At 74.2% G+C, this 24,360-nt stretch carries 18 protein-coding genes; 3 read left to right on the top strand and 15 right to left on the bottom strand.

Features of this window, described 5'->3' with window-relative positions; translation table 11 throughout:
• Window positions 1-11: 11 nt before the first annotated feature.
• The 15 genes from ACL03H_RS16635 to mraZ form a co-directional block, all read right to left on the bottom strand.
• Window positions 12-815 (bottom strand): carbohydrate ABC transporter permease, encoded by an 804-nt coding sequence (locus ACL03H_RS16635; protein ID WP_412812159.1) that lies wholly within the window; start codon window positions 813-815, stop codon window positions 12-14.
• Window positions 808-1,692, bottom strand: coding sequence for a carbohydrate ABC transporter permease (locus ACL03H_RS16630; RefSeq protein WP_412812158.1), 885 nt, complete (start codon window positions 1,690-1,692; stop codon window positions 808-810). The genes ACL03H_RS16635 and ACL03H_RS16630 overlap by 8 nt, the downstream gene beginning before the upstream one ends.
• On the bottom strand, window positions 1,689-3,008 hold the full coding sequence (locus tag ACL03H_RS16625) for an ABC transporter substrate-binding protein (protein WP_412812157.1): 1,320 nt from the start codon (window positions 3,006-3,008) through the stop codon (window positions 1,689-1,691). The genes ACL03H_RS16630 and ACL03H_RS16625 overlap by 4 nt, the downstream gene beginning before the upstream one ends.
• Before the next feature lie 188 nt (window positions 3,009-3,196).
• Entirely contained in the window at window positions 3,197-3,940 is a 744-nt protein-coding gene (locus ACL03H_RS16620; RefSeq protein ID WP_412812156.1) for a cell division protein FtsQ/DivIB, read from the bottom strand.
• Window positions 3,937-5,385, bottom strand: coding sequence for a UDP-N-acetylmuramate--L-alanine ligase (gene murC, locus ACL03H_RS16615; RefSeq protein WP_412812155.1), 1,449 nt, complete (start codon window positions 5,383-5,385; stop codon window positions 3,937-3,939). The genes ACL03H_RS16620 and murC overlap by 4 nt, the downstream gene beginning before the upstream one ends.
• Window positions 5,382-6,512 (bottom strand): undecaprenyldiphospho-muramoylpentapeptide beta-N-acetylglucosaminyltransferase, encoded by a 1,131-nt coding sequence (gene murG / locus ACL03H_RS16610; protein ID WP_412812154.1) that lies wholly within the window; start codon window positions 6,510-6,512, stop codon window positions 5,382-5,384. The genes murC and murG overlap by 4 nt, the downstream gene beginning before the upstream one ends.
• Window positions 6,509-7,933, bottom strand: coding sequence for a putative lipid II flippase FtsW (gene ftsW / locus ACL03H_RS16605; RefSeq protein WP_412812153.1), 1,425 nt, complete (start codon window positions 7,931-7,933; stop codon window positions 6,509-6,511). The genes murG and ftsW overlap by 4 nt, the downstream gene beginning before the upstream one ends.
• Before the next feature lie 5 nt (window positions 7,934-7,938).
• Complete coding sequence (gene murD, locus ACL03H_RS16600; RefSeq protein ID WP_412812152.1) at window positions 7,939-9,336, bottom strand: UDP-N-acetylmuramoyl-L-alanine--D-glutamate ligase; 1,398 nt, start codon at window positions 9,334-9,336, stop codon at window positions 7,939-7,941.
• A gap of 43 nt (window positions 9,337-9,379) precedes the next feature.
• Window positions 9,380-10,450, bottom strand: a complete 1,071-nt coding sequence (gene mraY / locus ACL03H_RS16595) for a phospho-N-acetylmuramoyl-pentapeptide-transferase (protein WP_412812151.1) — start codon at window positions 10,448-10,450, stop codon at window positions 9,380-9,382.
• On the bottom strand, window positions 10,447-11,964 hold the full coding sequence (locus ACL03H_RS16590) for a UDP-N-acetylmuramoyl-tripeptide--D-alanyl-D-alanine ligase (protein ID WP_412812150.1): 1,518 nt from the start codon (window positions 11,962-11,964) through the stop codon (window positions 10,447-10,449). The genes mraY and ACL03H_RS16590 overlap by 4 nt, the downstream gene beginning before the upstream one ends.
• The gene (locus ACL03H_RS16585) at window positions 11,961-13,652 is read right to left on the bottom strand and encodes a UDP-N-acetylmuramoyl-L-alanyl-D-glutamate--2,6-diaminopimelate ligase (protein WP_412812149.1); all 1,692 of its coding nucleotides are present in this window, start codon (window positions 13,650-13,652) and stop codon (window positions 11,961-11,963) included. The genes ACL03H_RS16590 and ACL03H_RS16585 overlap by 4 nt, the downstream gene beginning before the upstream one ends.
• A gap of 1,098 nt (window positions 13,653-14,750) precedes the next feature.
• The gene (locus ACL03H_RS16580; RefSeq protein ID WP_412812148.1) at window positions 14,751-16,607 is read right to left on the bottom strand and encodes a peptidoglycan D,D-transpeptidase FtsI family protein; all 1,857 of its coding nucleotides are present in this window, start codon (window positions 16,605-16,607) and stop codon (window positions 14,751-14,753) included.
• Complete coding sequence (locus ACL03H_RS16575; RefSeq protein WP_412812147.1) at window positions 16,607-17,407, bottom strand: hypothetical protein; 801 nt, start codon at window positions 17,405-17,407, stop codon at window positions 16,607-16,609. Before ACL03H_RS16575 ends, ACL03H_RS16580 begins: the two co-directional genes overlap by 1 nt.
• The gene (gene rsmH / locus ACL03H_RS16570) at window positions 17,404-18,393 is read right to left on the bottom strand and encodes a 16S rRNA (cytosine(1402)-N(4))-methyltransferase RsmH (protein ID WP_412812146.1); all 990 of its coding nucleotides are present in this window, start codon (window positions 18,391-18,393) and stop codon (window positions 17,404-17,406) included. Before rsmH ends, ACL03H_RS16575 begins: the two co-directional genes overlap by 4 nt.
• Before the next feature lie 391 nt (window positions 18,394-18,784).
• On the bottom strand, window positions 18,785-19,216 hold the full coding sequence (gene mraZ / locus ACL03H_RS16565; RefSeq protein ID WP_412812145.1) for a division/cell wall cluster transcriptional repressor MraZ: 432 nt from the start codon (window positions 19,214-19,216) through the stop codon (window positions 18,785-18,787).
• A gap of 516 nt (window positions 19,217-19,732) precedes the next feature.
• Between mraZ and ACL03H_RS16560 the strand changes: the two genes are divergently transcribed.
• Genes ACL03H_RS16560 through ACL03H_RS16550 form a run of 3 tightly spaced genes read left to right on the top strand, consistent with a single transcriptional unit; the run spans window position 19,733 to window position 24,271 of the window.
• The gene (locus ACL03H_RS16560) at window positions 19,733-20,785 is read left to right on the top strand and encodes an AAA family ATPase (protein WP_412812144.1); all 1,053 of its coding nucleotides are present in this window, start codon (window positions 19,733-19,735) and stop codon (window positions 20,783-20,785) included.
• A gap of 4 nt (window positions 20,786-20,789) precedes the next feature.
• Complete coding sequence (locus ACL03H_RS16555) at window positions 20,790-22,046, top strand: DUF58 domain-containing protein (RefSeq protein ID WP_412812143.1); 1,257 nt, start codon at window positions 20,790-20,792, stop codon at window positions 22,044-22,046.
• Window positions 22,043-24,271 carry a transglutaminase TgpA family protein gene (locus ACL03H_RS16550; RefSeq protein WP_412812142.1) on the top strand — a complete coding sequence of 743 codons (2,229 nt, stop codon included), beginning with the start codon at window positions 22,043-22,045 and terminating at the stop codon, window positions 24,269-24,271. The genes ACL03H_RS16555 and ACL03H_RS16550 overlap by 4 nt, the downstream gene beginning before the upstream one ends.
• Window positions 24,272-24,360 lie beyond the last annotated feature (89 nt).

Here is a 24,360-nt window from a genome sequence, read left to right as displayed (position 1 = left end):
CGGGACCGGATTCACTTCAGCCCGGTGGTCTTCAGCGAGTCGATCAGCTTGCGCTGGCCGAGCAGGAACACCAGCACCGTCGGGATCGCCGCCAGCAGCGCCGCGGCGATGACGTAGTGCTGCTTGGTGGCGTACTGGCCCTGCAGCGAGGCGATCCCGACCTGCACGACGCGCAGCGACTCGTCCTGGGCGACGGCCAGCGGCCACAGGAAGGAGTTCCAGTTCGCCAGGAAGAAGAGCACCGCCAGCGCGGAGAGCATCGGCCTGCTCAGCGGCAGCACCACGTGCCAGTAGGTGCGCCAGTGCCCGCAGCCGTCGAGCTGCGCCGCGTCCTCCAGCTCGCGCGGCACGCCGAGGTAGAACTGCCGCAGCAGGAAGATGCCGAAGGCGTTGAACACCCCGGGCACGATGAGCCCCGCGTAGGTGTCGACGAGCCCGAGGGTGCGGACCACGAGGAACAGCGGCACCAGGATCACCGGCAGCGAGATGAGCAGCGTGGCGATGACCGCGGCGAACGCGACGCCCCGGCCCCGGAAGTGCAGCCGGGCCAGGGCGTAGGCGGCCATCGAGTGCAGCAGCAGCGCCGCGGCGGTCACGGTGGCCGAGACGAACGCGCTGTTGGCGAGGTACCGCAGGAACGGCACCTCGGTGAGCACGTAGCCGACGTTGGCCAGGGTGAGCGAGCTCGGCCAGCTCGCCGAGAACAGCTCGTCCTCCGGCCGGAACGCCGCCAGCAGCAGCCACAGCAGCGGCGCGACCGTCAGCAGCGCCACCAGGTGACCGGCCACCGCCCGCGCGCGGATCCCGCTACGCATCGAACCGGCCTCCTCGGGTCACGGCGAACAGCGATCCGGTGATCGTGCCCAGCAGCAGCACCAGCAGCGCGCAGATCGCGGCCGCGTAGCCGAACCGGCCGAACTGGAACGCCTGCTGGTAGGCGTAGTAGACGATGGTGGAGGTGGCGTTCGCGGGACCGCCCGAGGTGGTGACGAAGACGAGGTCGAAGGCCTGCAACCCGGTGACGGCGTTGATGGTCGAGGTGACGAGCACGAAGAAGCTCGTGGGGCGCAGCATCGGCCAGGTGACGTGCCGGAACCGGTGCCAGGCGCCGGCCCCGTCGACGGTGGCCGCGTCGTAGAGGTCACCGGGGATGTCGTGCAAGCCGCCGAGGAAGATCAGCATCTGGTAGCCCATCAGGAACCAGACGCTGATCAGCACGAGCGTGATCAGCGCCAGGTCGGGATCCCCGAGGAAGGAGACCCCGTCCACTCCGAACGCGGCGAACACCCGGCTGACCAGCCCGGTCTTGTCGGCGAGCAGGAACTGCCACAGCAAGCCGATGACGACGAGGCTCACCGCGTTCGGCAGGAACAGCGCGGCCCGCACCGCCCCCACCCCGGGGAAGTGGTCCTTGACCAGCAGCGCCAGACCCAGTCCGCAGGCGAACACCAGCGGCACGAACAGCACCGCGTACAGCGCCGTCACCCCGAAGCTCCGCCACAGCAGACCGTCCCCGGCCATCAGCCGGAAGTTGTCCAGCCCCGCCCAGGCCACGTTGCCGAACCCGTCGACGTCGAACAGCCCGACGACGAGCGCCAGCACCGTCGGGACGAGCACGAACACCAGCAGCCCCAGCCCGTCCGGGGCGAGGAAGCCGAGCGCGGCCCTGCCGTCGGCCCGTCGCGCGCTCATGCGATCGCCGCCCCCTCGTACCCGGCCAGGAAGGTGTCGATCTGCTCGGAGGCCGCCGCCGCGGCCGCCGCCGGGTCGGCGCCGCCGAGCTGGCAGGCCTGCAGCGCGTCCGAGATCGCCCGGTAGACCTCCGGCGGGTAGCGGGGTTCGGGTCGCGCTCCCGGCATCACCTGCTCGGCGAACACCCGCATCGGACCGGAGTCGAAGGCACCGCGCTCCTCGGCGGCGCGCTGCACCGAGTAGCGGGGCGGCACGTTGGTCTTGGCCTCGGTGTTCCACTGCCGCATCCGCTCGACGCAGGCGGGATCGGAGGATCCGAGCGCCCAGGCGACGAACTCGGCCGCGGCCTCGGGGTTGGCCCCGCGCGCGTTGGCGACCATGGCCCAGCTGCCCAGCGCGGTGGTGGCGGTGCCTCCGGGTGGCGCGGGCATCGGCACCACGCCGTAGCGGAAGCCGGGTGCCTGCTCGGCCATCTCGGCGATGCCCCAGATGCCGAGCTGCTGCATGGCGCAGTAGCCCTCGGCGAGGTTGGAGATCGAGTCGTTGCCGCCCTCCCCGCGCACCCGCCGGGGCGCGCAGCCGCGGCGCACGGCGTCCTGCCACAGGCCCAGCGCGCGCCGCGTCGCGGGCGAGTCGAAAGCGCTGCGCTGGCCGGGGGCGAGGACCTCTCCGCCGGTCATCCACAGCCACGGGTACCAGGTGAAGTTCTGGTAGTAGCCCGGGTTCGTCTCCAGCAGCAGCCCGAACCGGTCGCGCGTGGTGAGCCGCTCGGCCAGCCCCAGCAGGTCGTCCCAGGTGCGGGGCAGGTCCCCTTCGGAGAGCCCGGCGCGTTCGAAGGCGTCCTCGGCGTAGAACAGCGCGAGCGGTTCGATCTCCATCGGCAGCCCGTAGATCCGGTCGTCCACGAGCCGGGTGGCGAGCACCTCGGGCCGGAAGTCCTCCCGGGCACCGGGTTCCAGGTGCGGCGTGAGGTCGGCCAGCGCGCCGCCGTTGTAGTAGCGCAGGAAGTCACCCGGGCTGAGCAGGAAGACGTCCGGCCCGGCACCAGCGCTGAACGCGGTCTGCAAGCTCGGTCCGGACTTGTAGTCCTTGTTCGGCAGGTAGCGCAACCGCACCCGCACCTCGTGGGTGGCGTTCCAGTCCGCCGCGAGCCGGATGATCCAGTCGTTCTGGCTCTTGGTCTGGCCACCGGGCCCGTAGAAGTTCCACAGGCTGATCTCGCGGGGGTCGCGGGCGGGGGCGCAGCCGGTGGCTCCCGCGAGCAGGGCCGCGCCCGCTCCGCACAACGCGGTCCGCCTGCTGATAGTGACGCCCATGCCCCACCCCCAGAAAACGTTTTCCGACGCTAGTGGGGTTCGTGGATCACGGTCAATGAGCCGTTCCGGGGACGCCCGCCTCCCGCGCGGCACCCCGGTGGCGCGGCCCGGCCGCATCCCCGCCCGGGCCACCGCTTCCGGAGCGCACCGTCAGGCGAACCGGGCTCCCCCGGGTCGTCGGCGCGAGATCACGCCACGGTGGGCAGGTCCGGGCTGGTCACGTCGTAGACCTCGCCCTCCCGGGTGAGCAGCGGCGGCAGGATGGCCGCCTTCCGCGCCGATCCGGCGCTCTCCCCCCAGTGGACCGACCGCCCACCGGTCAGCCCGAGGTGCAGGTCCTGCGGCCGCTCCGCGCGCACCTCCGTCACCTGCGCGCGCAGCTCCGGCGGCAGCGAGGTGAGCGCGAGCATCGCCGTCCGCACCCCCTCGGCGCGGTCCTCGCCCAGCCGCAGCAGGGTGAGCCCGGGAGGTGGCCGCGGCACGGTGCGGAACGGCACTCCCGCCGAGTCGATCAACCGCACCCCGCTGTCCCCGGGCCCGTCCGCGGGCAGGAACGCGACGGGCGTTCGCTCGGTGACCCGCAGCAGCACCGTCGAGGGCCACTCCAGGTCGACCTCGGTGTCGGCGATCTCCGGCACCGCGCCGAGGCGGGTCCGCACCTCGGCCGCGTCGACCTGGAGCATCGGCGCGCCGGGTTCGATCCCGGCGGTGTCCAGCACCACGCCCTCGGGCACCGCGTCGATCCCGGCGACCCGCACCGACCGCACCCCGAGCAGCGGCGTGAAGTACAGGACGAGCACCACGAGGGTGACCGCGGCCATCCCCAGGAGCAGCAGCCAGCGGCGGTCGGGGCGCCGCTGCCGCCCGCGCACCGGCCGGCCGCGGGTGCTGCGCGCCCCCGGCCGGTTCGCGGCCCGCCCCGCGGGGCTCATCCCGCGGCCCCGCCCGCCATCCGCTCCAGCTCGCCGAGGATCTCCGGGCCGAGCATCGTCACGTCCCCGGCACCCATGGTCAGCACCAGGTCCCCGGGCGCGGCGAGCCCGGCGACCAGCGGGGCCGCCGCGGTCAGCGAGGGCTCGAAGTGCACCCGCTCCGGCGCACCCGGGATCGCGTCGGCGATGAGCGCCCCGGTCACCCCGGGCCGCGGGTCCTCCCGCGCGCCGTAGACGTCGAGCACGACGACCTCGTCGGCGAGGGCGAGCGCCGCGGCGAACTCGGCGGAGAAGGTGGCGGTCCGGGAGAACAGGTGCGGCTGGAACACCACGATCAGCCGCCCGTCCCCGGCGACGGGCCGGGCGGCGCGCAGCTGCGCGTCGACCTCGGTGGGGTGGTGGGCGTAGTCGTCGTAGACCAGCACCCCGCCGGCCTGGCCCTTGAACTCGAACCGGCGGCGCACCCCGCCGAACGCGGCGAGCCCGTCCAGCAGCTCCTCCAGCGGCGCGCCGAGTTCGAGCCCGGCGAGCAGGGCGGCGACGGCGTTGCCCGCCATGTGCTCCCCGGGCACCGAGACCTGCACGTCGACCCGCTGCCCGCCGAGCTCGACGGCCGCGACCCCGGCGCCGTGCTCGGGCCGGTAGTCGACGATGCGGGCGTCCTGCGCCCCGGTCGCCTCGCGCCCGTACCGGCGCACCCGCAGCCCGGCGGCCTCGGCCTGCCCGGCGAGCCGCGCGGAACCGGGGTCGTCGGCGTTGGCGATGAGCACCCCGCCGGGTTCCACCCGGCGGACGAACTCGTCGAACACCTCGGTGTAGGCCTCGGCGGTGCCGTGGTGGTCGAGGTGGTCGGGTTCGACGTTGGTCACCACCGCCACCGAGGGGGCGAAGACGAGGAACGAGCCGTCGCTCTCGTCGGCCTCGGCGACGAACACGCCGCCCTCGCCGTGGTGGGCGTTGGCTCCGGACTCGTTGAGGTCGCCGCCGATGGCGAACGACGGGTCGAGCCTGCAGTGCTGCAACGCCACGGTGAGCATCGAGGTGGTGGAGGTCTTGCCGTGGGTGCCCGCGACGCAGGCGACCCGGTGCTCGGTCATGAGCGCGGCGAGCGCTTCGGCCCGGCGCAGCACGGCCACGCCGCGGCGCTGGGCTTCGAGCAGTTCGGGGTTGTCCGGCCGGATCGCGGTGGACACCACGATGGCGGTCGGGTCCTGGTCGAGCTGGTCGAGGTTCTCCCCCCGGTGGCCGAGGGCGACGTGCGCGCCCTGGGCGCGCAGCGCGAGCACGGTGCGGGAGTCGCGGGCGTCGGAGCCGGAGACCTCCCGGTCCCGGGCGAGCAGGATGCGTGCGATGCCGCTCATGCCGGCGCCGCCGATGCCCACGAGGTGCACCCTGGCGAGCAGGTCGTCGGTGCCGCTGCGTTCCGCGGTCTGCGGTTCGGTCACTGGCCGGCCACCTCCAGCACGATGCGCGCGAGCACCTGGTCCGCTTCGCGGTGCCCGGTGCCCAGCGTGGCACGGCTCATCATCTGCAGCCGCTGCGGGTCGCGGCCCAGCGGCAGGATCTCGTTGATGACCTTGTCGGGGGTCATGTCCTCGTCGGAGACGAGCAGCGCGCCGCCGGCGGACACGACGGGCTGCGCGTTGAGCGCCTGCTCGCCGTTGCCGTGCGGCAGCGGGACGAAGACGGCGGGCAGGCCCACCGCGGAGACCTCGGCGACGGTCATCGCCCCGGAGCGGCACACCACGAGGTCGGCGGCCGCGTAGGCGAGGTCCATCCGCTCCAGGTAGGGGACCGCGTTGTAGGTGGGCGCCCCGGGGACCTGCTGCACGGCCAGGGTGTTCTTCGGACCGTGGGCGTGCAGCACCCCGATGCCCGCCCGCCCGAGGGCCTGCGCGGCGCCGGAGAACGCGGTGTTGAGGGTGCGGGCGCCTTGCGAGCCGCCGAACACGAGGATGACGGGCGCGTGCGGGTGCAGCCCGAAGAACTGCCGGGCCTGCATCCGCAGCGCGCCGCGGTCGAGGCTGGTGATGGATTCGCGCAGCGGGATGCCGATCGGCCGCGCTCCGGCGAGTCCGCTGTCGGGAGTGGCGGCGAGGACGCGCTCGGCGAACCGGGCACCGACCTTGTTGGCCATCCCGGCGCGGGCGTTGGCCTCGTGCACGACGATCGGGGTGCGTCCGCGCGCCGCGAGGTAGGCGGGCAGCGAGACGTAGCCGCCGAAGCCGACGACGACGTCGGCCCCCACTCGTTCGAGCACGTCCTTGGTCTTGCGCACGGAGTCCCGCACCTTCAGCGGCAGCCGAAGCAGTTCGGCGCTGGGCTTGCGCGGCATCGGCACCGGCGGCACGAGTTCCAGCGGGTAGCCGCGGGCGGGCACCAGCTGGTTCTCGAGACCGCGTTCGGTGCCGAGGGCGGTGATGCGCGCGTCGGGCCGGAGCCTGCGCACGGCGTCGGCCAGGGCGAGGGCCGGCTCGATGTGGCCGGCGGTTCCACCGCCCGCGACGACGACGGACAAGCCGCGCCGGGCGGGGTGGCCGGGGTGTCCGGGGGCCGGGTGCTGCCCGCTCAACGGGGTCCTCCTCGTGTCTGTGCCCGGGATCCGGTCTTGCCGCGGGCCGCTGTGCGGTTCCGCGGGTCCGGTGCTCCCCGGCGGGTCGGCTGTGCCCCTGCGCTGCGCGCTCCGGGGCGTGTCGAGGGCGCGGTGCGCGCCGTGCGGCGTCTCGCCGGCGGGCGGTACGGCTCGGGCGTGGACAGGCGCAGCAGTTTCCCGACGCGGCCTGGCCCCAAGGACCGTAGCGCGGCGATGGCCTCGGGTTCGTGGCGGGCGAAGTTGGCCAGCAGCCCGAACACGAGCATGCTGGTCACCACCGAGGAGCCGCCGGAGGAGATCAGCGGCAGCGGCAGCCCGGTGATCGGCAGCAATCCCACCACGTAACCGACGTTGATCGCGGCCTGTCCGACGAGCCAGGCGGTGAGGGTCGCGGCCACGAGCCGGATCCACGGGTCGGTGTTGCGGGCGGCGATGCGCATCCCCACGTAGGCGGTGGTGCCGAACAGGATGAGCACGATCGCGCAGCCGACGAAGCCGAGCTCCTCGCCGATGACGGCGAAGATGAAGTCGTTGTGCGCGTTGGGCAGGTACTGCCACTTGGACCAGCCCTGCCCGAGGCCCCGGCCGAACAGCCCGCCGTCGGCGAGGGCGAACAGCGCCTGCCGCGCGTGGTAGCCGCGCCCGGTGGGGTCTGCGGAGGGGTTGAGGAAAGCGGTGAGCCGCGCCATCCGGTACTGCGCGGCCATCGCGAGCACCACGGCGGCGGTGATGGCGCCGAGCACGGAGACGCCGAAGAGGCGCAGCGGCGCCCCGGCGAACCACATCAGCGCGAGCAGCACGATGAACAGCGTGATGGTGGAGCCGAGGTCGGGCTGCAGCATGACCAGCGCGAACATCAGCATCGCGGCGGGCACCACGGGTACCAGCAGGTGCCGGTACTGGGTGAGCAGCCCGCGCTTGGTGACGAGCACGTGCGCACCCCAGAGCGCGAAAGCGATCTTGGCGAATTCGACGGGCTGGAAGGAGATCCCGCCGAGCACGAACCAGCTCTGCGCGCCGTTGCGCTCGGAGCCGAGCGGGGTGAGCACGAGCAGCAGCAGGAGCAGGCAGCCGCCGAAGAGGGTGAGGCTGTGCCTGCGCATCTGCCGCACGGGCAGCCGCAGCGCGCCGTAGAACAGCACGAGCCCGGCGGCGCAGTAGATCACCTGGCGGATGAAGATGTCGTAGGACGACCCGGCGCTGGTGAACGAGTCCACGCTGGACGCCGAGAGCACCATGACCAGCCCGAAGACGGTGAGCAGGCCGAACACCGCGAGCAGCAGGTGGAAGGAGGCCAGCGGCCGGGTGAGCCAGGCGGTGAGCGGCGTGGTGAGGGCGGCGAGCCCCGTGGGCTTGCGGGTCCGGCGGGGGCGGCGCGCGGTGGCGGCGGAGGTGGCCACGGCGCTCACCCGCCGGTGGCGGAGGTGGGCGCGGCGGGCAGGTCGCGCACCGCGTCGGCGAAGGCGCGCCCGCGGTGCGCGTAGTCGGTGAACATGTCCATCGAGGCGGCGGCGGGTGCGAGCAGCACGGCCGTGCCCGGTGCGGCGTGCTCGGCGGCCTTGGCGACGGCCTGGGACATGCCGCTATCGTCCCCCGCCGCGATCTGCTCGACGGGCACTTCGGGGGCGTGTCGGGCGAGTGCTTCGGCGAAGGCGGCGCGGTCCCGTCCGATGAGGACGGCGGCGGCGAGCCGGTGGGCGTTGCGGGCGACGAGTTCGTCGACGTCGGCGCCCTTGAGCAGCCCGCCCGCGATCCACACGACGCTCTCGTGCGCGCGCAGCGCGGCGTCGGCGGCGTGCGGGTTGGTGGCCTTGGAGTCGTCGATCCAGGTGGTGCCGCCGGTGTCGGCGATGACGGCGGAGCGGTGCGCGCCCGGTTGGAACGCCCGCAGGCCGCGGCGCACGGCGTCGGCGGGTACCCCGTAGGAGCGGGCGAGGGCGGCGGCGGCGAGGGCGTTGGCGAGGTTGTGCGGCCCACCGGGGTGCACGTCGGCGACGGCGGCGAGCACCTCGCCGTCGGCCTCGTCCGCGAAGGCGCGGTCGACGAGGTTCCCGCCGATGATGCCGAGCTGCCCGGGCCGGGGCTCGCCGAGGGTGAACGACGCGGGCCTGCCCGCGCCGGTGGCGAGCCGGGTGGACCACTCGTCGTCGGCGTTGTGCACGGCGACGACGTTGCCCGCGTGCACCTTGGCCTTGGCGGCTCCGTAGGCGTCGAGGGTGCCGTGCCAGTCGAGGTGGTCGTCGGCGAGGTTGAGCACGACTCCCGCGTGCGCGGCCAGCGAGTTCGACCAGTGCAGCTGGAAGCTGGAGAGCTCGACGGCGAGCACCCGGTGCCCGGCGCGGACGGCGTCGACCACGGGCAGCCCGACGTTGCCGCAGGCGACGACGTCGAGGTCCGCCGCGCGCAGCACGGATTCGAGCATGGTGACCGTGGTGGTCTTGCCGTTGGTGCCGGTGACGGCCAGCCAGTCGGCGGGCCGGTCCCGTTCCCGGTCGAGCCACCAGGCGAGCTCGACCTCGCCGATGATCTCGATCCCGGCGGCGCGGGCGGCGGCGAGCAGCGGCGCGGTGGGCTTCCAGCCGGGGCTGGTGACGACGAGCTCGGTCCCGGCGGGTGGTTCGAGCAGCCCGGCTAGGAGCCGCCCGCCGCCGGCTTCGACGGCCTCCAGCGCGGCGAGCCGCTCCTCGGACGCGTCGGTGGCGGTGACCTCGGCACCGGCGTCCAGCAGCGCTTCGGCCGCGGACCGCCCGGACACCCCGGCGCCCGCGACGAGCACCCGCCGGCCCCGCAACGTTCGTGTCACCGCACTCTCCTCTCCCGATCGACGGCTGGCCGCTCCGAGGTCATCAGACGTCGACGAGGCTGAGCCAGTCCGCGTAGAACAGCCCGACGCCGAACAGGCAGCTGATCCCGGCGAGCACCCAGAACCGGATGATCACCGTGGTCTCCGCCCACCCGGCGAGCTCGAAGTGGTGGTGGAACGGCGCCATCCGGAACAGCCTGCGCCGGGTGCTGCGGAACACGACGATCTGCAGCACCACGGAGAGCGCCTCGACGACGAACAGCCCACCGATGATGATCATCAGCAGCTCGGTGCGGGTGACCATGCTCAGCCCGGCGACCAGACCGCCGAGCGCGAGCGAGCCGGTGTCGCCCATGAAGATCTTCGCCGGGGCCGCGTTCCACCACAGGAACCCGATGCACGCGGCCATCGCGGCAGCAGCGACCACCGCGACGTCCAGCGGGTCCCGCACGGTGTAGCAGGCGGGCCCGGTGCCGCTGATGCAGTCGTTGCGCAGCTGCCAGAAGGAGATCAGCACGTAGGTCGCCAGCACCATGGCCGCGGTGCCACCGGCGAGGCCGTCCATGCCGTCGGTGAAGTTCACGGCGTTGGACCAGCCGCTGATCGCCACGTAGGCGAAGATGACGAACCCGATCGTGCCGAACGACACCACGGTGATGTCGCGGATGAACGACAGGTGCTCGGAGGCGGGGGTGATGCCGTTGGCGTCCGGGAAGCGCATGGCCAGGATCGCGAACAGCACCGCGGCGACGAGCTGGCCGACGAGCTTCGCGGTCTTGTTCAGCCCGAGGTTGCGCTGCTTGCGGATCTTGATGAAGTCGTCGAGGAAGCCGACGATGCCCAGCGCGGTGGTCAGCCCCAGCACCAGCAGCCCGGAGACCGAGGGGCCCTCTTCGGCGACGGTGAGGTGGGTGACCAGGTAGCCGACCCACATGGCGACGAGGATCGCCATCCCGCCCATGGTGGGCGTGCCGCGCTTGGCGGCGTGGGACTTCTGCACCTCTTCGCGGATCTCCTGGCCGAAGCCCTGCTTGGAGAAGATCCGGATCAGGTACGGGGTGAACAGGATGGAGACGACCAGCGCCACCGCGGCGGCGACGAGGATGCTCTTCACGGGTGACGACTCCCGGCTCGTTCGGTGGCGGTTCGATCGGTGGCCTGCCCGGTCAGCTGTTCGGCGACGCGCCAGAGCGCGGCGACCTTGGACGCCTTGGCGAGCACGACGTCACCGGGACGCAGCTCGTCGCGCAGCAGCGCGACGGCGGCATCGACATCCGGCACCAGAACAGACTCCTCTCCCCACGATCCTTCCAGCGCGGCACCTTGGTGCATCGCGCGGGCCTGGTCACCGACCACCACGAGGCGGTCGATGTTGAGGCGCACGGCGAGCCGTCCGATCTCGTCGTGCGCGGCGACCTCGGCATCGCCGAGCTCGCCCATGACTCCGAGCACCGCCCAGGCGCGGCCCGGCTTGCCCCGGGTCATCGAGGCGAGCGTCTTGAGCGCGGCCCGCACCGATTCCGGGTTGGCGTTGTAGGCGTCGTTGACGACGGTGATCCCGCCGGGGGTCTCGGTGACCTCCATGCGGCGCGCGGACACGCGGCGGACGGCGCCGAGCCGCTCGGCGGCCTCCTCGACGCCGGCGCCGAGCTCCATCGCGATGGCCGCGGCGGTGAGCGCGTTGCCGACGTGGTGCTCGCCGTGCAGCGGCAGCCGCACCCGCGCGGAGCCCGCGGGGGTGACGAGGGTGAACTCGGCGCGGGCCCGCTCGTCGAGCTCGATGTCCTCGGCGCGCACGTCGGCGTCGGGGCTCTGCCCGACGCGCACGACTCGCGCGCGGGTGCGCTCGGCCATGGCGGCGACGAGCGGGTCGTCGGCGTTGAGCACGGCCACGCCACCGTCTTCGGCGGCGGGCAGCGCTTCGACGAGTTCGCCCTTGGTCTGCGCGACGGCCTCCCGCGAACCGAACTCGCCCAGGTGGGCGCTGCCCACGTTGAGCACGGCGCCGATCCGCGGCGGGGCGACCTCGCAGAGCGCGGCGATGTGCCCGCGGCCGCGGGCGGAGAGCTCCAGCACGAGGTGGCGGGTGCTCTCGTCGGCGCGCAGCGCGGTCCACGGGTGCCCGAGCTCGTTGTTGAACGACCCGGGCGGCGCCACGGTGGGCCCCGCGGGTTCGAGGACCTGCGCGATGAGGTCCTTGGTGGAGGTCTTGCCGGACGAGCCGGTGACCCCGATGACGGTCAGCTCGGGCAGCCGGCCCACCACGGCGCGGGCGAGCCGCCCGAGGGCGCCGAGCACGGCGGCACCGCTGCCGTCGGTGTCCCCGGCGAGCGCCATGGCGCGGCTGGGGTGGTGCTCGGACGGCTCCGGGACGACGACGGTCGGGACCGGCGCGTCCGCGGTGGACACCTCGCGCGCGGCGAGCACGCCCGCGGCCCCGTCGGCGACGGCGCGGGCGGCGAAGTCGTGCCCGTCGACTCGTTCACCCGGGACGGCCACGAACAGCCCGCCGGGGCCGATCCGCCGGGAGTCGAACTCGACGGAACCGGTGACGACCTCGGTTCCCTCCGCGTGGTGGAGCCTGCCGCCGACCGCTTCCGCGATGTCAGCGAGGCTGAGCGGGATCACCTTGCCTCCTCGTTGCTGCCCCGGCTCCCGGCCGGGATGATCGGCTCCCCCGAGCTCTGCGTTCCCCCCGCGGCGTCCGCGATGCGGGCGCTGCCGGTGTCGAGCCTGCGCCGCAGCGCGGCCGCCACCTCGTCCCGGTCGGAGAACGGGTGCACGACACCGGCGATCTCCTGCCCGGTCTCGTGGCCCTTGCCCGCGATGACGACGACGTCCCCGGCGCGCGCCCGGTGCACGGCCTCGGAGATGGCCTCCCGCCGGTCCCCGGCTTCGACGACCTCGCCGCGCTCGGCCTCGGGCACCTCCAGCGCCCCGGCGAGCATGGCGGCGCGGATGTCGGCGGCGTCCTCGCTGCGCGGGTTGTCGTCGGTGACGACGAGCAGATCGGACCGGCGCGCGGCGGCCTCGCCCATCAGCGGGCGCTTGGCCACGTCCCGATCGCCGCCGCAGCCGAGCACGACGAGCACCCGCCTGCCGTCGGCCTGGGCGCGGGCCGCGTCGAGGACCGCTGCCACGGCACCGGGCTTGTGCGAGTAGTCGACGACCGCGGTGAAGTCCTGCCCGAGCGCGACGCGCTCCATCCGGCCGGGCACGTCGACCTCGGCCAGGCCCTGCTCGATCGCGGCGGCGGGGATCCCGGCGGCCGTGAGGATCCCGGCGGCCAGCAGCGCGTTGGCGATGTTGAACGGCCCGGGCAGCCGGAGCCGGACGTCGAGCGTCCCCTCCGGCCCGTGCGCGCGGAACCGCTGCTCCCCGGTCGGGAAGGTCTCCACGTCGGTGGCGGTCCAGTCGGCCTCGCCGCTGGTCGCGACGGTGATCGTGCCCTCGGTGGCGAGCCTGCGGCCCCAGTCGCCGTCCACGCACACCACTTCGCGCTCGGAGCGGCCGTCGAACAGCAGCGCCTTGGCCTGGAAGTAGTCCTCCAGGTCGCGGTGGAAGTCCAGGTGGTCCTGGGAGAGGTTGGTGAAGGCTCCGACGGCGAACCGGGTGCCGGCGACGCGAGCCAGCGCGAGGGCGTGGCTGGAGACCTCCATCGGCACGTGCGTGACGCCCTGCTCGACCATCACGGCCAGCAGCGCCTGCAGGTCGGGCGCCTCCGGCGTGGTGAAGGCGCTGTCGAGGCGTTCGCCCGCGATGCGGGTCTCCACGGTGCCGACGAGTCCGGTGGTGTGCCCGGCGGCGCGCAGCGCGGATTCGAGCAGGTAGCTGGTGGTCGTCTTCCCGGAGGTGCCGGTGACCCCGAGGAGGGTGAGCCGCCGGGAGGGGTCGCCGTAGATGCGGGCGGCGGCGGAGCCGAGCACGCCCCGCGGGTCCTCGTGCACCAGCAGCGCCACCTGCCCGTCCCGCACCCTCGGGTGGTCCAGCAGCGCGGTGCGCTCCACCCCCGCCTGGTCGGTGAGCACGGCCGTCGCCCCGGCGGTGAGCGCGTCGGCGGCGAAGTCGGCGCCGTGCACCCGGGTGCCGGGCAGCGCGGCGAACAGATCGCCGGGCCGCACGTGCTGGGCGCGCAGCGTCGCTCCGGTCACCAGCCCTTCACCAGGGCTGTGACCAGGTACGTCGAGGACCTGCGCGCCGATCGTCTCGGCGAGCTCGTGGATCTGCACCGGCTCGACCTGAGCGGGTCGGGGCGGGGCTGTCGCGACCGCGGAAGGCACGTCGCGCAAGGCTACCGGTACCACCTGACGGGTCATGCTCATGGTCACCTCTGCACACGGCGCGTTGCTGGGCTGGGCCGATCGGCCGAGCGGGGCGATGTCCAGTAGACATGCTCCGCCACCCGCTCGTCGGGGCAGCCCCGGACTCCCCAGAACGGGGCGGGGAACGCGGATCATTCGCGCCGGAATGCCGCCCGGAACGACCTCGCGGAAATTGCCTCGGAAACACCGGCCCCCATTCCCGGCACCGCTGCCGGGTTCCCCCGGGAATGCGATCGAATTGCCCCGGACCCGGGTTCCCCGGCGCGCGCCCGAGCACGGGGTCAGGATCCCTGACCTGGCCCGGGGCTCGCGCGGGGCCTCCGGAACGCGCTCGCCGCGCACCCCTACTTGTGGGCGGGGCCGTTCGCTCGCGGGCGCTGGTCCGTCTCGTGCAACTTCCGCTGGATCGTGGTGCTAACCGCCGCACGTCGTTTAGCGTTTGACCGCCAGGTCGGTGATTCCGCGGATTTCGGGTGATCGGTGGAAGGACGACTCGGGCGGGCACGGCTCCGGCCGTGCGTCCGCCGGAGCGGCGACGCAGCGGGTGCCGTCGCGATCGGTTCACCTCGATGGCCCGGGTCTCGCGGCCCGCGCATCCCGTCCTGAGCGCTGGACGTGCACGGGCCGTGGCGCGAGCGGCCCGTGCACGCTCCGGTCGGCCTCTGGGCCGGCACCTCGACCGCGGCGCTGCTCCCCGGCGCGCCCGCACTGCTGCTTGGCCCGCCGGTCCCGGGACCACCTGCCTGGTCCGCGCGTCGAACCGCGAGCTCCGGAGCCGCTGGGCGCGGCAGGCCATGTCGTGCGGGTGGACTTCGCGGCCGATCCGCACCGAGGCGGGGCGACGGCCCCGCGGCGTCCCACCCGGATCGCCCCGGCGAGGACGTGCCGGAGCCCGGGCAGCGATCAGCCGAGAGCGGCCCGGCCTGGGCGCGGGCCGGTTTTCGCCACCCCGCGGGAGGTCACCAGACCGGGGCCGCTGCTGAACGGGCGGCGGGGCGCTCGGCGGTGCCCGCCCCGCCTGGACGGGCCCGGCCGGTCGGCGACCGCGCCCACGGGGACGCGCGGCTGATCGAGACCGCCCGGGCGGCCCCGTCAGTGCACCTGGAGCACCTGCACCGGCGCGGGTTCCGGCGAGGGCGGGATGCGGTAGCGCAGGGTGAGGTAGGCGGCGATGTCGTGGAACAGCGGCGCCGCCGACTTCGCCTCCGGCGTTCCGCTGCGCGGCGCGTCCAGCATGAGCCCGACCACGAACCGCGGGTTGTCCGCCGGGACGATGCCCGCGAACGTGTACCAGTGGGTCGAGTTGCTGTAGCAGCCGCAGTCCGGGTCGATCTGCTGCGCGGTCCCCGTCTTCCCGGAGATCTGGTAGCCCTCCAGCGCCGCGTCCGACCCGGTGCCGCTCTGCCGGGGGGCGTCCTGCACCACGCCGCGCAGCATGTCCCGGACGGTGCGCGCGGTCTCCGGCTGCACCACCCGCACGCCCTCCGGTCGCGGCCGAGGCACCCGCACGCCGTCCGGGCCGGTCTGGGCCGCCACGACGCGCGGCGGAACTCGCACCCCGTCGTTGGCGATGGCCTGGTACATGCTGGCCATCTGCAGCACGGTCATCGACAGCCCCTGCCCGATGGGGAGGTTCGCGAAGGTGCTGCCGGACCAGTCCTCCCGGGGCGGCACCGACCCGGCGCTCTCGCCGGGCAGCCCGACGCCGGTGGCCTGGCCCAGTCCGAACTTCCGCACCAGCTCGTTGAACCGGTCCTCGCCGAGGCGCTGCGCGATCATCAGGGTGCCGACGTTGGAGGACTTGCCGAGCACCCCGGTGAAGGTCAGCGGCACGGTGCCGTGCGTCCAGGCGTCGCGGATCGTGCGGTCGGCGACCTTGATCGTCCCGGGCACCTGGAGCACGGTCTCGGGGCGCAGCAGCCCGTCCTCGATGGCCCCGGCAGCGGTGATCACCTTGTTCACCGAGCCCGGCTCGAACGGCGTGGTCACCGCCGGGTTGCCCAGCCCGTCCGGCCCCCAGGCGGGGGCGTTCGGGTCGAAGGACTCGTCGTTGGCCAGCGCGAACACCTCGCCGGTGTGCGCGTCGAGCACCACCGCGCTGGCGCTGCGCGCCCCGGCCTTGCGGGCGTAGTCGCCGAGCTTGTTCTGCACCATGAACTGCAGATCGGAGTCGATCGTCAGCTCCACGTCGGAGCCCGGGATCGCCGGTTCGAGCTCCCGCTCGGTGCCCGGGATGACGAGGTCGCTGCCCATCGCGGTGTCGGAGACCTTCTTGCCGTCCGTCCCGGCCAGCAGCTTGTCCAGCGAGCTCTCCAGCCCGAGCCTGCCTTCGATCTTGCGGGCGTCCTGGCTCCACCGCGCGCCGCCGAGCACGTTCGCGCCGCTCTCCCCCGCCGGGTACTCCCGGGTGGCGCGGTACTCCTCGCCGATCTGCGGGTACTCCTCGGTGATCGTGCGGGCCAGCGCGGGTTCGATCAACGGCCCGATCGTGGTGTAGGTGGTGTCGGCGAACAGGGCGGCGAGCACGTCCTGCTCGGCCACCCGGCCGCGCAGGGTCTCGGTGATGAACCGGGCGATCTCGCGCTTGTACTGGTCGGCCGTGGGTTCCTTCTCCGGGTTCTCCGCGTGCGCCTGCTCCTGCTCCGCCGCGAGCCGCCTCGGGGTGGCGTAGAGCTGGCGGGCCTCGCTGCTGAACGCGAGCACGTTCCCGCTGCGGTCGGTGAACGATCCGCGCTCGGCCGGGACCGAGTCGCTGGTGGCGCGCTGCCGCGCCGCCGCGGCGGAGAGGTTCTGGGCGTCGAAGCCCTGCACCATGATCAGCTTGGTTCCGGTGAGCACCAGCGCGACCACGAGCAGCATCCGGCCGAGGTGCAATCGCCGGGAGCTCCCGGCCACCTCGGTGCGCGCGGTCCGCCTCCCCCCGGATTTCCGCGTCCCCCTGCGGACCATCAGTCGCCCTCCACCGCCGGAACGACGCCGGCCTGCCGCTGCGCGCCCGGGTCCGGCGCGGCGGGCGGCTGGGGCGCCGGGGGCCACGGGTCGACCGGGGGCTGGACGGGGGGCGCGGCGGGAATCGGGGTCGATGCCTGCTCCGGCTCACCGATCACGCGCACCGAACCGTCCGGCTGCACCACGAGGTGCGCGGGCGGGCCGGGCGGGGGAACCATGCCGAGCTCGATCGCCTTGCGCTGCAGCGCGGGCGTGGAGTCGAGGTTGCTGACCTCGCGCAGCAATCCCTCGCGGTGCTCGTTGAGCGCGGTCACCTCCTGCTCCACCTCCTGCAGGCGGTAGGAGCCGCCGACCGCGGCGATGGACAGCGACAGCGTCGCGACCAGCCCGATCGCGAGCAGCCCCATCACCGCCACCACCATCGGGACCCGCGAAGTGGCGACCTTGGCCTGCAGCTGCCGGGCTCGCGGGCGCACCGCGGCCAGCCGCCACTGGCGCTGCTCCGCGGCCTGCCGCTGCCGCCGCGGCCTGCGCTCCGCGGGCTCGCGGGTGGTGCGATCCCGTCGCTCCTCGCGGCGCGCGTAAGCGCGTTCCGCGGCCGCCGACCGGGAACGGCCCTTGGTCCCGGCGGACTTCTTCGCCCGGGTCGTCGTCGCGGCCTTCGACTGCGCCTTCGACTTCGGTTGCGCCTTCGACTGGGACTTCGAGGGTGCCTTCGCCGAGGTCTGGGACTTCGCCGAGCGCTTCTTCTCGCCGGAACCGGTGCGCGATGCAGCCTTGGCGCGAGCGGGTGCCGTCATGCCGCCTCCTCGATCCGTTCGGCGGCGCGCAGCCGCACCGAGGCGGCTCGCGGGTTCTCCGCCCTTTCCCGTTCACCGGCGAGTTCCGCCCCGCGGGTGAGCAGCCGCAGCTCGGGACCGTGACCCGGCAGTTCCACCGGCAGGTCGACCGGGGTGCGCGAGGTCGCCCGCTCCGCCAGGGCGCGCTTGACCAGCCGGTCCTCCAGCGAGTGGTAGGAGAGCACCACCATCCGCCCGCCCGGCGCGAGGGAGTCCAGCGCGGCGGGCAGCGCCCGCCCCAGCACGTCCAGCTCGGCGTTGACCTCGATGCGCAGCGCCTGGAACGTGCGCTTCGCCGGGTGTCCCCCGGTGCGCCTGCTGGCGGCGGGCACCGCGTCGTAGAGCAGCTTGACCAGTCGCTCGCTGCGGTCGAAGGGTTCCTTGGTCCGCTCCCGCACGATCGCGCTCACGATCTTCGAGGCGAACCGCTCCTCGCCGTACTGCCGCAGGATGCGCGTCAGCTCCCCGGGCGAGTAGGTGTTGAGCACGTCGGCGGCGGTGCGCTCCGCGCCCGGGTCCATCCGCATGTCCAGCGGGGCGTCCTGCGCGTAGGCGAAGCCGCGGTCGGCCTCGTCCAGCTGCAACGAGGAGACCCCGAGGTCGAACAGCGCGCCGTCCACCGCGGGCAGCCCGAGATCGGCGAGCACCTCGGCCCACTCGTCGTAGACCGCGTGCACCAGGTGCAGCCGGTCCCGGAACTGGCTCAGCCGTTCTCCCGCCAGCGCCAGCGCCTGCGGGTCCCGGTCCAGCCCGACGAGCGTGAGCCTCGGGTGCGCGCTCAACAACGCCTCCGCGTGGCCGCCCATGCCGAGCGTCGCGTCCACGACGACCGCCGCGCGGTCGGCCAGCGCGGGAGCCAGCAGCTCCAGCGTCCGGTCCAGCGCCACGGGCACGTGCCGGTCCCGGGCGGACCCACCGGTGTCCTCCGGCGACCCTCCTCGCGCCACGGTGGTCCCTCCCTCCCGCAAGCCGGTCACTGCCGCACTCCTCCGTCACGCCGTCGCATCGCTGCCCGCCCCGGACGCGCCGATCCCGGTGCGCCCGGTCGGCTCCGCTCCCGGAGCCGAGCCACCCGCGCTCCCACCGGAGCGGGACGACCCGGTACCGGGTCCGCGCGGATGGCTGCTGGCGAACGGCGAATCGCCGGGCGAGCGCGCGCTCCGCCTCGGCGATCTGCCGTTCTCGGTTGTTCGCGGCCGGGCGGACATCATCCGCGCGGCCCGCACGAGCCCCACCGCTCCTGGTGGCCTCAGGTCCCAGTCCGCTCCCGCCGTTCTGGTGCCGGGGAAGGTGCACCAGGACGGGTGAGCGGACCGAGGCCTCACACCACCGGAACCGCTAGAAGACTCCTGGGAGGACCTCCTCCCGGGCCTGCGCGTAGCTCTCCTCGTGCTCGTCGAGGTAGCTCTGCCAGCTCTCGGCGTTCCAGATCTCCAGCCGGTTGATCGCGCCGATGACCACGCACTCCTTCGCCAGACCCGCGTAGCGGCGCAGCTCGGCGGCGATCGGGATCCGGCCCTGCCCGTCCGGACGCTGCTCGTCGGTGCCCGCGAACAGGTACCGCTGGTAGGCGCGGACGGACTCGTTGGTCAGCGGGGCCTCGGCGACCTTGCGGGCCATCTGCTCGAACTCGGCGCGCGGGAAGACGTAGAGGCAGTGGTCCTGTCCCTTGGTGACCATCAAACCCCCCGCCAGTGCGTCCCGGAACTTCGCCGGCAGCGTCAGACGCCCCTTGTCGTCGAGCTTGGGGTTGTGGGTACCGAGGAACACCCGGTCCACCTCCCCCCTCGGGCCCCTCCGGCCCGATCAGCTCCGTCCGGCCGGGAGACCGGCCTCCGCCGACCACCCCGCGCTCCTCGGAGCTGGGCGAGGCCCCCGTCTGCCCCACCGAGCGCCACAGTACCCCACTTCCCTCCACCGTCAACTTGGAACGAGGTCCGACACGCCACGGCGTGTCGGACGTTTGCCCAGCTAGCGAGGCCGCCGGAGGCGGGGGGCGGGGGTGGGGGGCCGGTGGGGGGCGCGGGCCGGACCGGGCCCGCGCCCGGTCGACGATCGAGCGGTGACGCCGCCGCGGAGCCCCTCCCGTGGCGCTCCCGGGCTCCGCGGTGGGGGAACGTGGGGAACGCCGCAGCACACCGGCACCGGTAGGACCGGCGCCTGCGGTTTGGCACACTGCAAAGGCATCTGAGCGCGCGATCTCCGATCGCCGGTCGACGGCCCCGGCAGCGCGGGCGCGGACGTCGGCGCGCCGCGGCGCTCAGCGAAACACCTGGAGGTTGCGCGATGCCCAACACGCCCACATCCGGCACTGCGTTCGCCGGTGGCGGGCACGCCGAGGCCGCCGACGGCGAGCGCGCGGGAGGAACCGAACCCGCGACGATCGCCGCCCTGCACGGCACGGTGCGGCGCATCGCCGCCAACGTCGAGCAGGTGCTCGTCGGCAAGCCCGAGGTGGTGCGGATCGCGCTGGTCACGCTGCTCGCCGAGGGGCACCTGCTGGTCGAGGACGTTCCGGGAGTGGGCAAGACCTCGCTGGCCAAGGCGCTCGCCCGCTCCATCGACTGCACCGTGAACCGGATCCAGTTCACCCCGGACCTGCTGCCGAGCGACATCACCGGTGTCTCCCTCTACAACAGGCAGGCGGAGGCCTTCGAGTTCCGGGCCGGGCCGGTGTTCGCGAACATCGTCGTCGGCGACGAGATCAACCGCGCCTCCCCGAAGACCCAGTCCGCCCTGCTGGAGTGCATGGAGGAGGACCAGGTCACGGTCGACGGCGAGACGTACCACCTCGACGCGCCGTTCATGGTGATCGCGACCCAGAACCCGATCGAGATGGAGGGCACCTACGCCCTCCCCGAGGCGCAGCGCGACCGCTTCACCGCGCGGGTCTCCATCGGCTACCCCGACCAGCAGGCCGAGCTGGCGATGGTCGACGAGCACGCGGGCCGCGAGCCGATGGACCAGCTTCGCCCGGTCGCGGACGCCGACCAGGTCCGCTCGCTGCTGCGCGCCGTGCGCGCGGTGCACGTGAGCACCGAGCTGCGCCGCTACGTGATCGACCTGGTCACCGCCACCCGCACGCTGCCGGAGCTGCGGCTCGGCGCGTCGCCGCGCTCGACCCTGCAGCTGGTCCGGGCGGCGCGCGCGCAGGCCGCGCTGTCCGGCCGGGACTACGTGATCCCGGACGACGTGCAGGCGGTGGCGGTACCGGTGCTGGCGCACCGGCTGGTGCTGACCAGCGAGGCCCGCGCGACCCGGCGCTCCGCCTCGGACCTGGTGGGCTCGCTGCTGCGCAAGGTCGACGTGCCGCGCGGCGACACCGGGTCCCGGCGGTGACCGCGTGCTGTCCGGCCTGACGGTCCGGGGTCGCTGCCTGCTCGCCGCGGGGGTGGCCGCGGCCGTGTGCTCCCTGGTGCTCGACGAGCGGGATCTGCTGCGGATCGCCGTGTTCGTGGTGGTGCTGCCGCTGCTGGCGATGGGGTTGGCGCGCGGTGCGCGGCACGGGGTGCGCGTCCGGCGCGAGGTGCTGCCGGGCCGGGCTCCGGTCGGCGGCTCGGCATCGGTGCGGCTGCTCCTGACGGGCGCGGGCCGGGCGCCGGTGGGCGGGTTGCTGCTGGAGGACGGCGTGCCGCACGCGCTCGGCGGCCGCACCCGGTTCCGGGTGGACCGCGTGGGCCGTTCCGGCGCGACGCTGGAGTACCAGGTGAGCCCCGGGTTGCGCGGCATCCACCAGATCGGACCGCTGCGGACCCGGATCGGTGATCCGTTCGGGCTGGTGGAGTTCGAGCACGAGCTGGGTGGCCGCAGCAGGTTGGTCGCGGTGCCGAAGGTGGTGCCGCTGGGCGGGCTGCCCGCCGGTTCCGGGCTCGGTACCGGCGAGGACGGCTCGACCCGGTTGCGGGCCGGGCACGGCGACGACGACACGATGGTCCGGGAGTACCGGCACGGCGACGACATCCGCCGGGTGCACTGGAAGAGCACCGCGAAGCGCGACGAGCTGATGGTGCGGGTCGAGGAACGCCCCTGGCACGGCGGAGTGACGGTGCTGCTGGACCGCCGCTCGGCGGCGCACCGGGGAACGGGCTCGGCGGCGAGCCTGGAGTGGGCGGTCTCCGCGGCGGCGAGCATCTGCGCGCACCTGCACGACCAGGGCCAGCAGGTCCGATTGGTGACCGAGGACGGGGAGACGCTCAGCGGCGGGCCCGGCCCCTTCGACGGCGGCCGGGACGACGCGGCGATGCTGGACGCGCTGGCGGCGGTGCGCCCGTCCGCCCAGCGCGACCTGGTGTGCACGCAGGACCCGGGAAGCGGGCAGGAGTTGATCGCGATCTTGGGAGCTACCACCCCGGCGGGGGTCCAGGAGCTGAGCCGGTTGCGCCCGGAGCGGGCCCGCAGCTTGGCGCTGCTGCTGGACGTGCGGGCGTGGGCCGGTGATCCGGCCGACCGCTCCTTCTCCCCGGAGCGCACCCGCGAGCAGCTGCGCGCCTCCGGCTGGACGGTCGTGGTCGTGGACGGTCCGCGCGCGTCGATGGCCGGGGCGTGGAGCCGGTTGTGCCGGTCGGCGGCGGGCGCGCCGGGTTCGGAGGCGATCTCGTGAGCTCCCGGGTGAGCGCGCCGGGCACGACCGCGGGCGCGACGCTGGCGGCCGCGGCGGCCTCGCTGGCCGCCGCGACGGCGTTCACCGGTGTCCTCGGCGACGGCCGCTGGATCGTGCCGACCGTGCTGGCGGTCGCGGTGGTCGGCGGCGCGGGCCTGCTGGGCCGCACGATGCGCTGGTGGTCCCCGCTGGTGGTGCTGTCCCAGCTGGCCGTGCTGGCGGTGCTGGTCTCGGCGCTGTTCACCCGGAGCGCGCTGCTGGGCGCGCTGCCGGGCCCGAGCGCGCTGGGTGAGCTGTCCGCGCTGCTCGGGCAGGCGATGCAGGTGGCGCGGGAGGGCGTGCCACCCGTGCCGGTGGAGCCACCGCTGCAGGTGCTGATCTGCCTGGGCGTGGGTCTGGTCGCGTTGCTGGTGGACCTCGTCGCGGTGACGGTGGGGGTTCCGGCGGTCGCGGGCCTGGTGCTGCTGTGCGTGGTGGCGATCCCGGCATCGCTGGCGCCGAACATGCTGCCCTGGTGGACGTTCGCGGCGGGCGCGGCGGGTTTCGCCCTGCTGCTGGCCTGTTCGGGCCGGAGCGGGGGCGCCGAGGCGCGGGTGCGCCCGGGCGGGCTCGCCGCCGCGCTCACCGCGACGGCCGGGGTGGTGGCGCTGCTGACGGGCGTGGTGTTCACCGGGGTGGGCACCGAGGGCCGGCTGCCGGGCGGCGCGTCCGCGGGGTACGGGCCGGCGTCCGGCGGGGTCGGGCTGCGCCCGTTCACCTCGCTGCGCGGTCAGCTGGACCGGGACAACGCGGTCGACCTGTTCCGGGTGAGCGGGCTGCCCCGGCCCACCTACCTGCGGGCGATGACCTTGCAGCACTTCGACCCGGCGCGCGGGTGGGAGCTGGGGTCGCTCACGGCCGGGGTGGACGCCCAGCAGCCGCTGCCGCTGCCGGAAGGCGTGGAGACCCCGGCGGCGGGCCCGGCCGCGACGGTGCGGATCGATCCGGTGGGCTACCGGGATCCGTGGTTGCCGATCTTCGGGGTGCCGAAGGCCGTCCGCGGGATGGGCGAGCAGTGGCAGTACGACCCGGCGAGCGGCGTGGTGTTCACCCAGGTCCGCCAGGAGAGCAGGCCGTACGAGGAGGAGCTGACGCTGCCCGCGCCCACCCCGGAGCAGCTGCGCGAGGCGAACGGGCCGATCACCATCAGCCCGGCCTACCTGGACGCCACCGGGGTGTCCCCGCGCATCGCGGGGCTGGCCCGCGAGATCACCGCGGAGGCGCCGACGTCGTTCGACAAGGCGGTGGCGTTGCAGCGCTTCTTCACCGACCGCGCGAACGGCTTCCGCTACGACCTGAGCACCGGCCCGTCGACGAGCGGGAACGCGCTGGAGGACTTCCTGTTCCGCGGCAAGCGGGGCTTCTGCGAGCAGTTCGCCTCCTCGATGGCGGTGCTGCTGCGCGCGTCGGGCGTGCCCGCCCGGGTCGCGGTCGGGTTCACCTCCGGCTACCGGGACGGCGACGAGCGCGTGATCACCACGAACGACGCGCACGCCTGGGTGGAGGCGTACTTCCCGCAGTACGGCTGGGTGACCTTCGACCCGACGCCGTTGGCCGACGGCCGCACCCCGCTGCGGGGCTACCAGCCCCCGCCGCCGCCGGTCCCCGCTCCGGCTCCGGGGGCCGGGGACTCCCAGCAGCCCGCACCGGAGTCGCCGACGCGGACCCCCAGCCCGGCGCCGGGCGAGAGCCCGCGTCCGGACGAACTCCCCGCTCCCGCCGAGGGCGGTTCCGGCACCTGGTGGGTCGCGACCGGGGTGGCGCTGCTGGCCGCGCTGCTGCTGTGCGCGGTCCCGGCGGGACTGCGCGAGGCGCGCCGCCGCTGGCGGTGGCGGGAGATCCGCTCGGGTGAGCGGGGCGCGGCGACCGCCGCGTGGCGGGAACTGCTGGACGAGAGCACCGACCGGGGCGGCTCCCGGCGCGGGGCGAACGGGACCGCGCGGACCGCGGCGGCCGAGCTGATCGGCGCGCACGGGCTCACCGGGGCGGCCGCCGAGCCGGTGCACGACCTGGTGGGCGCGGTGGAGCGCGAGTGGTACGCGCCCGCCGACCGCGCCGTGACCGGGACCGGACCGGCGGAATCGCTGACCGCGGCGTTGGAGGGGCTGCGCGAGCGCGCCCCGCTGAGCCCGCGCCGTCGGCTGCTGCCACCGTCGGTGCTAGCCCGGCTCGACCGCCGGGGCTGAGCCTCGCGCCCGGCCCCGGACACGTCGAAACCCGGCGATCGAGGAACCGGGATCGCCGGGTTTCACCAGCGGGGAGGCTCGGCCGGGGC

It is taken from the genome of Saccharopolyspora antibiotica (genome assembly GCF_047200635.1).
Taxonomy (GTDB): domain Bacteria; phylum Actinomycetota; class Actinomycetes; order Mycobacteriales; family Pseudonocardiaceae; genus Saccharopolyspora_C.
This window is presented reverse-complemented; position numbering and strand designations above follow the sequence as displayed.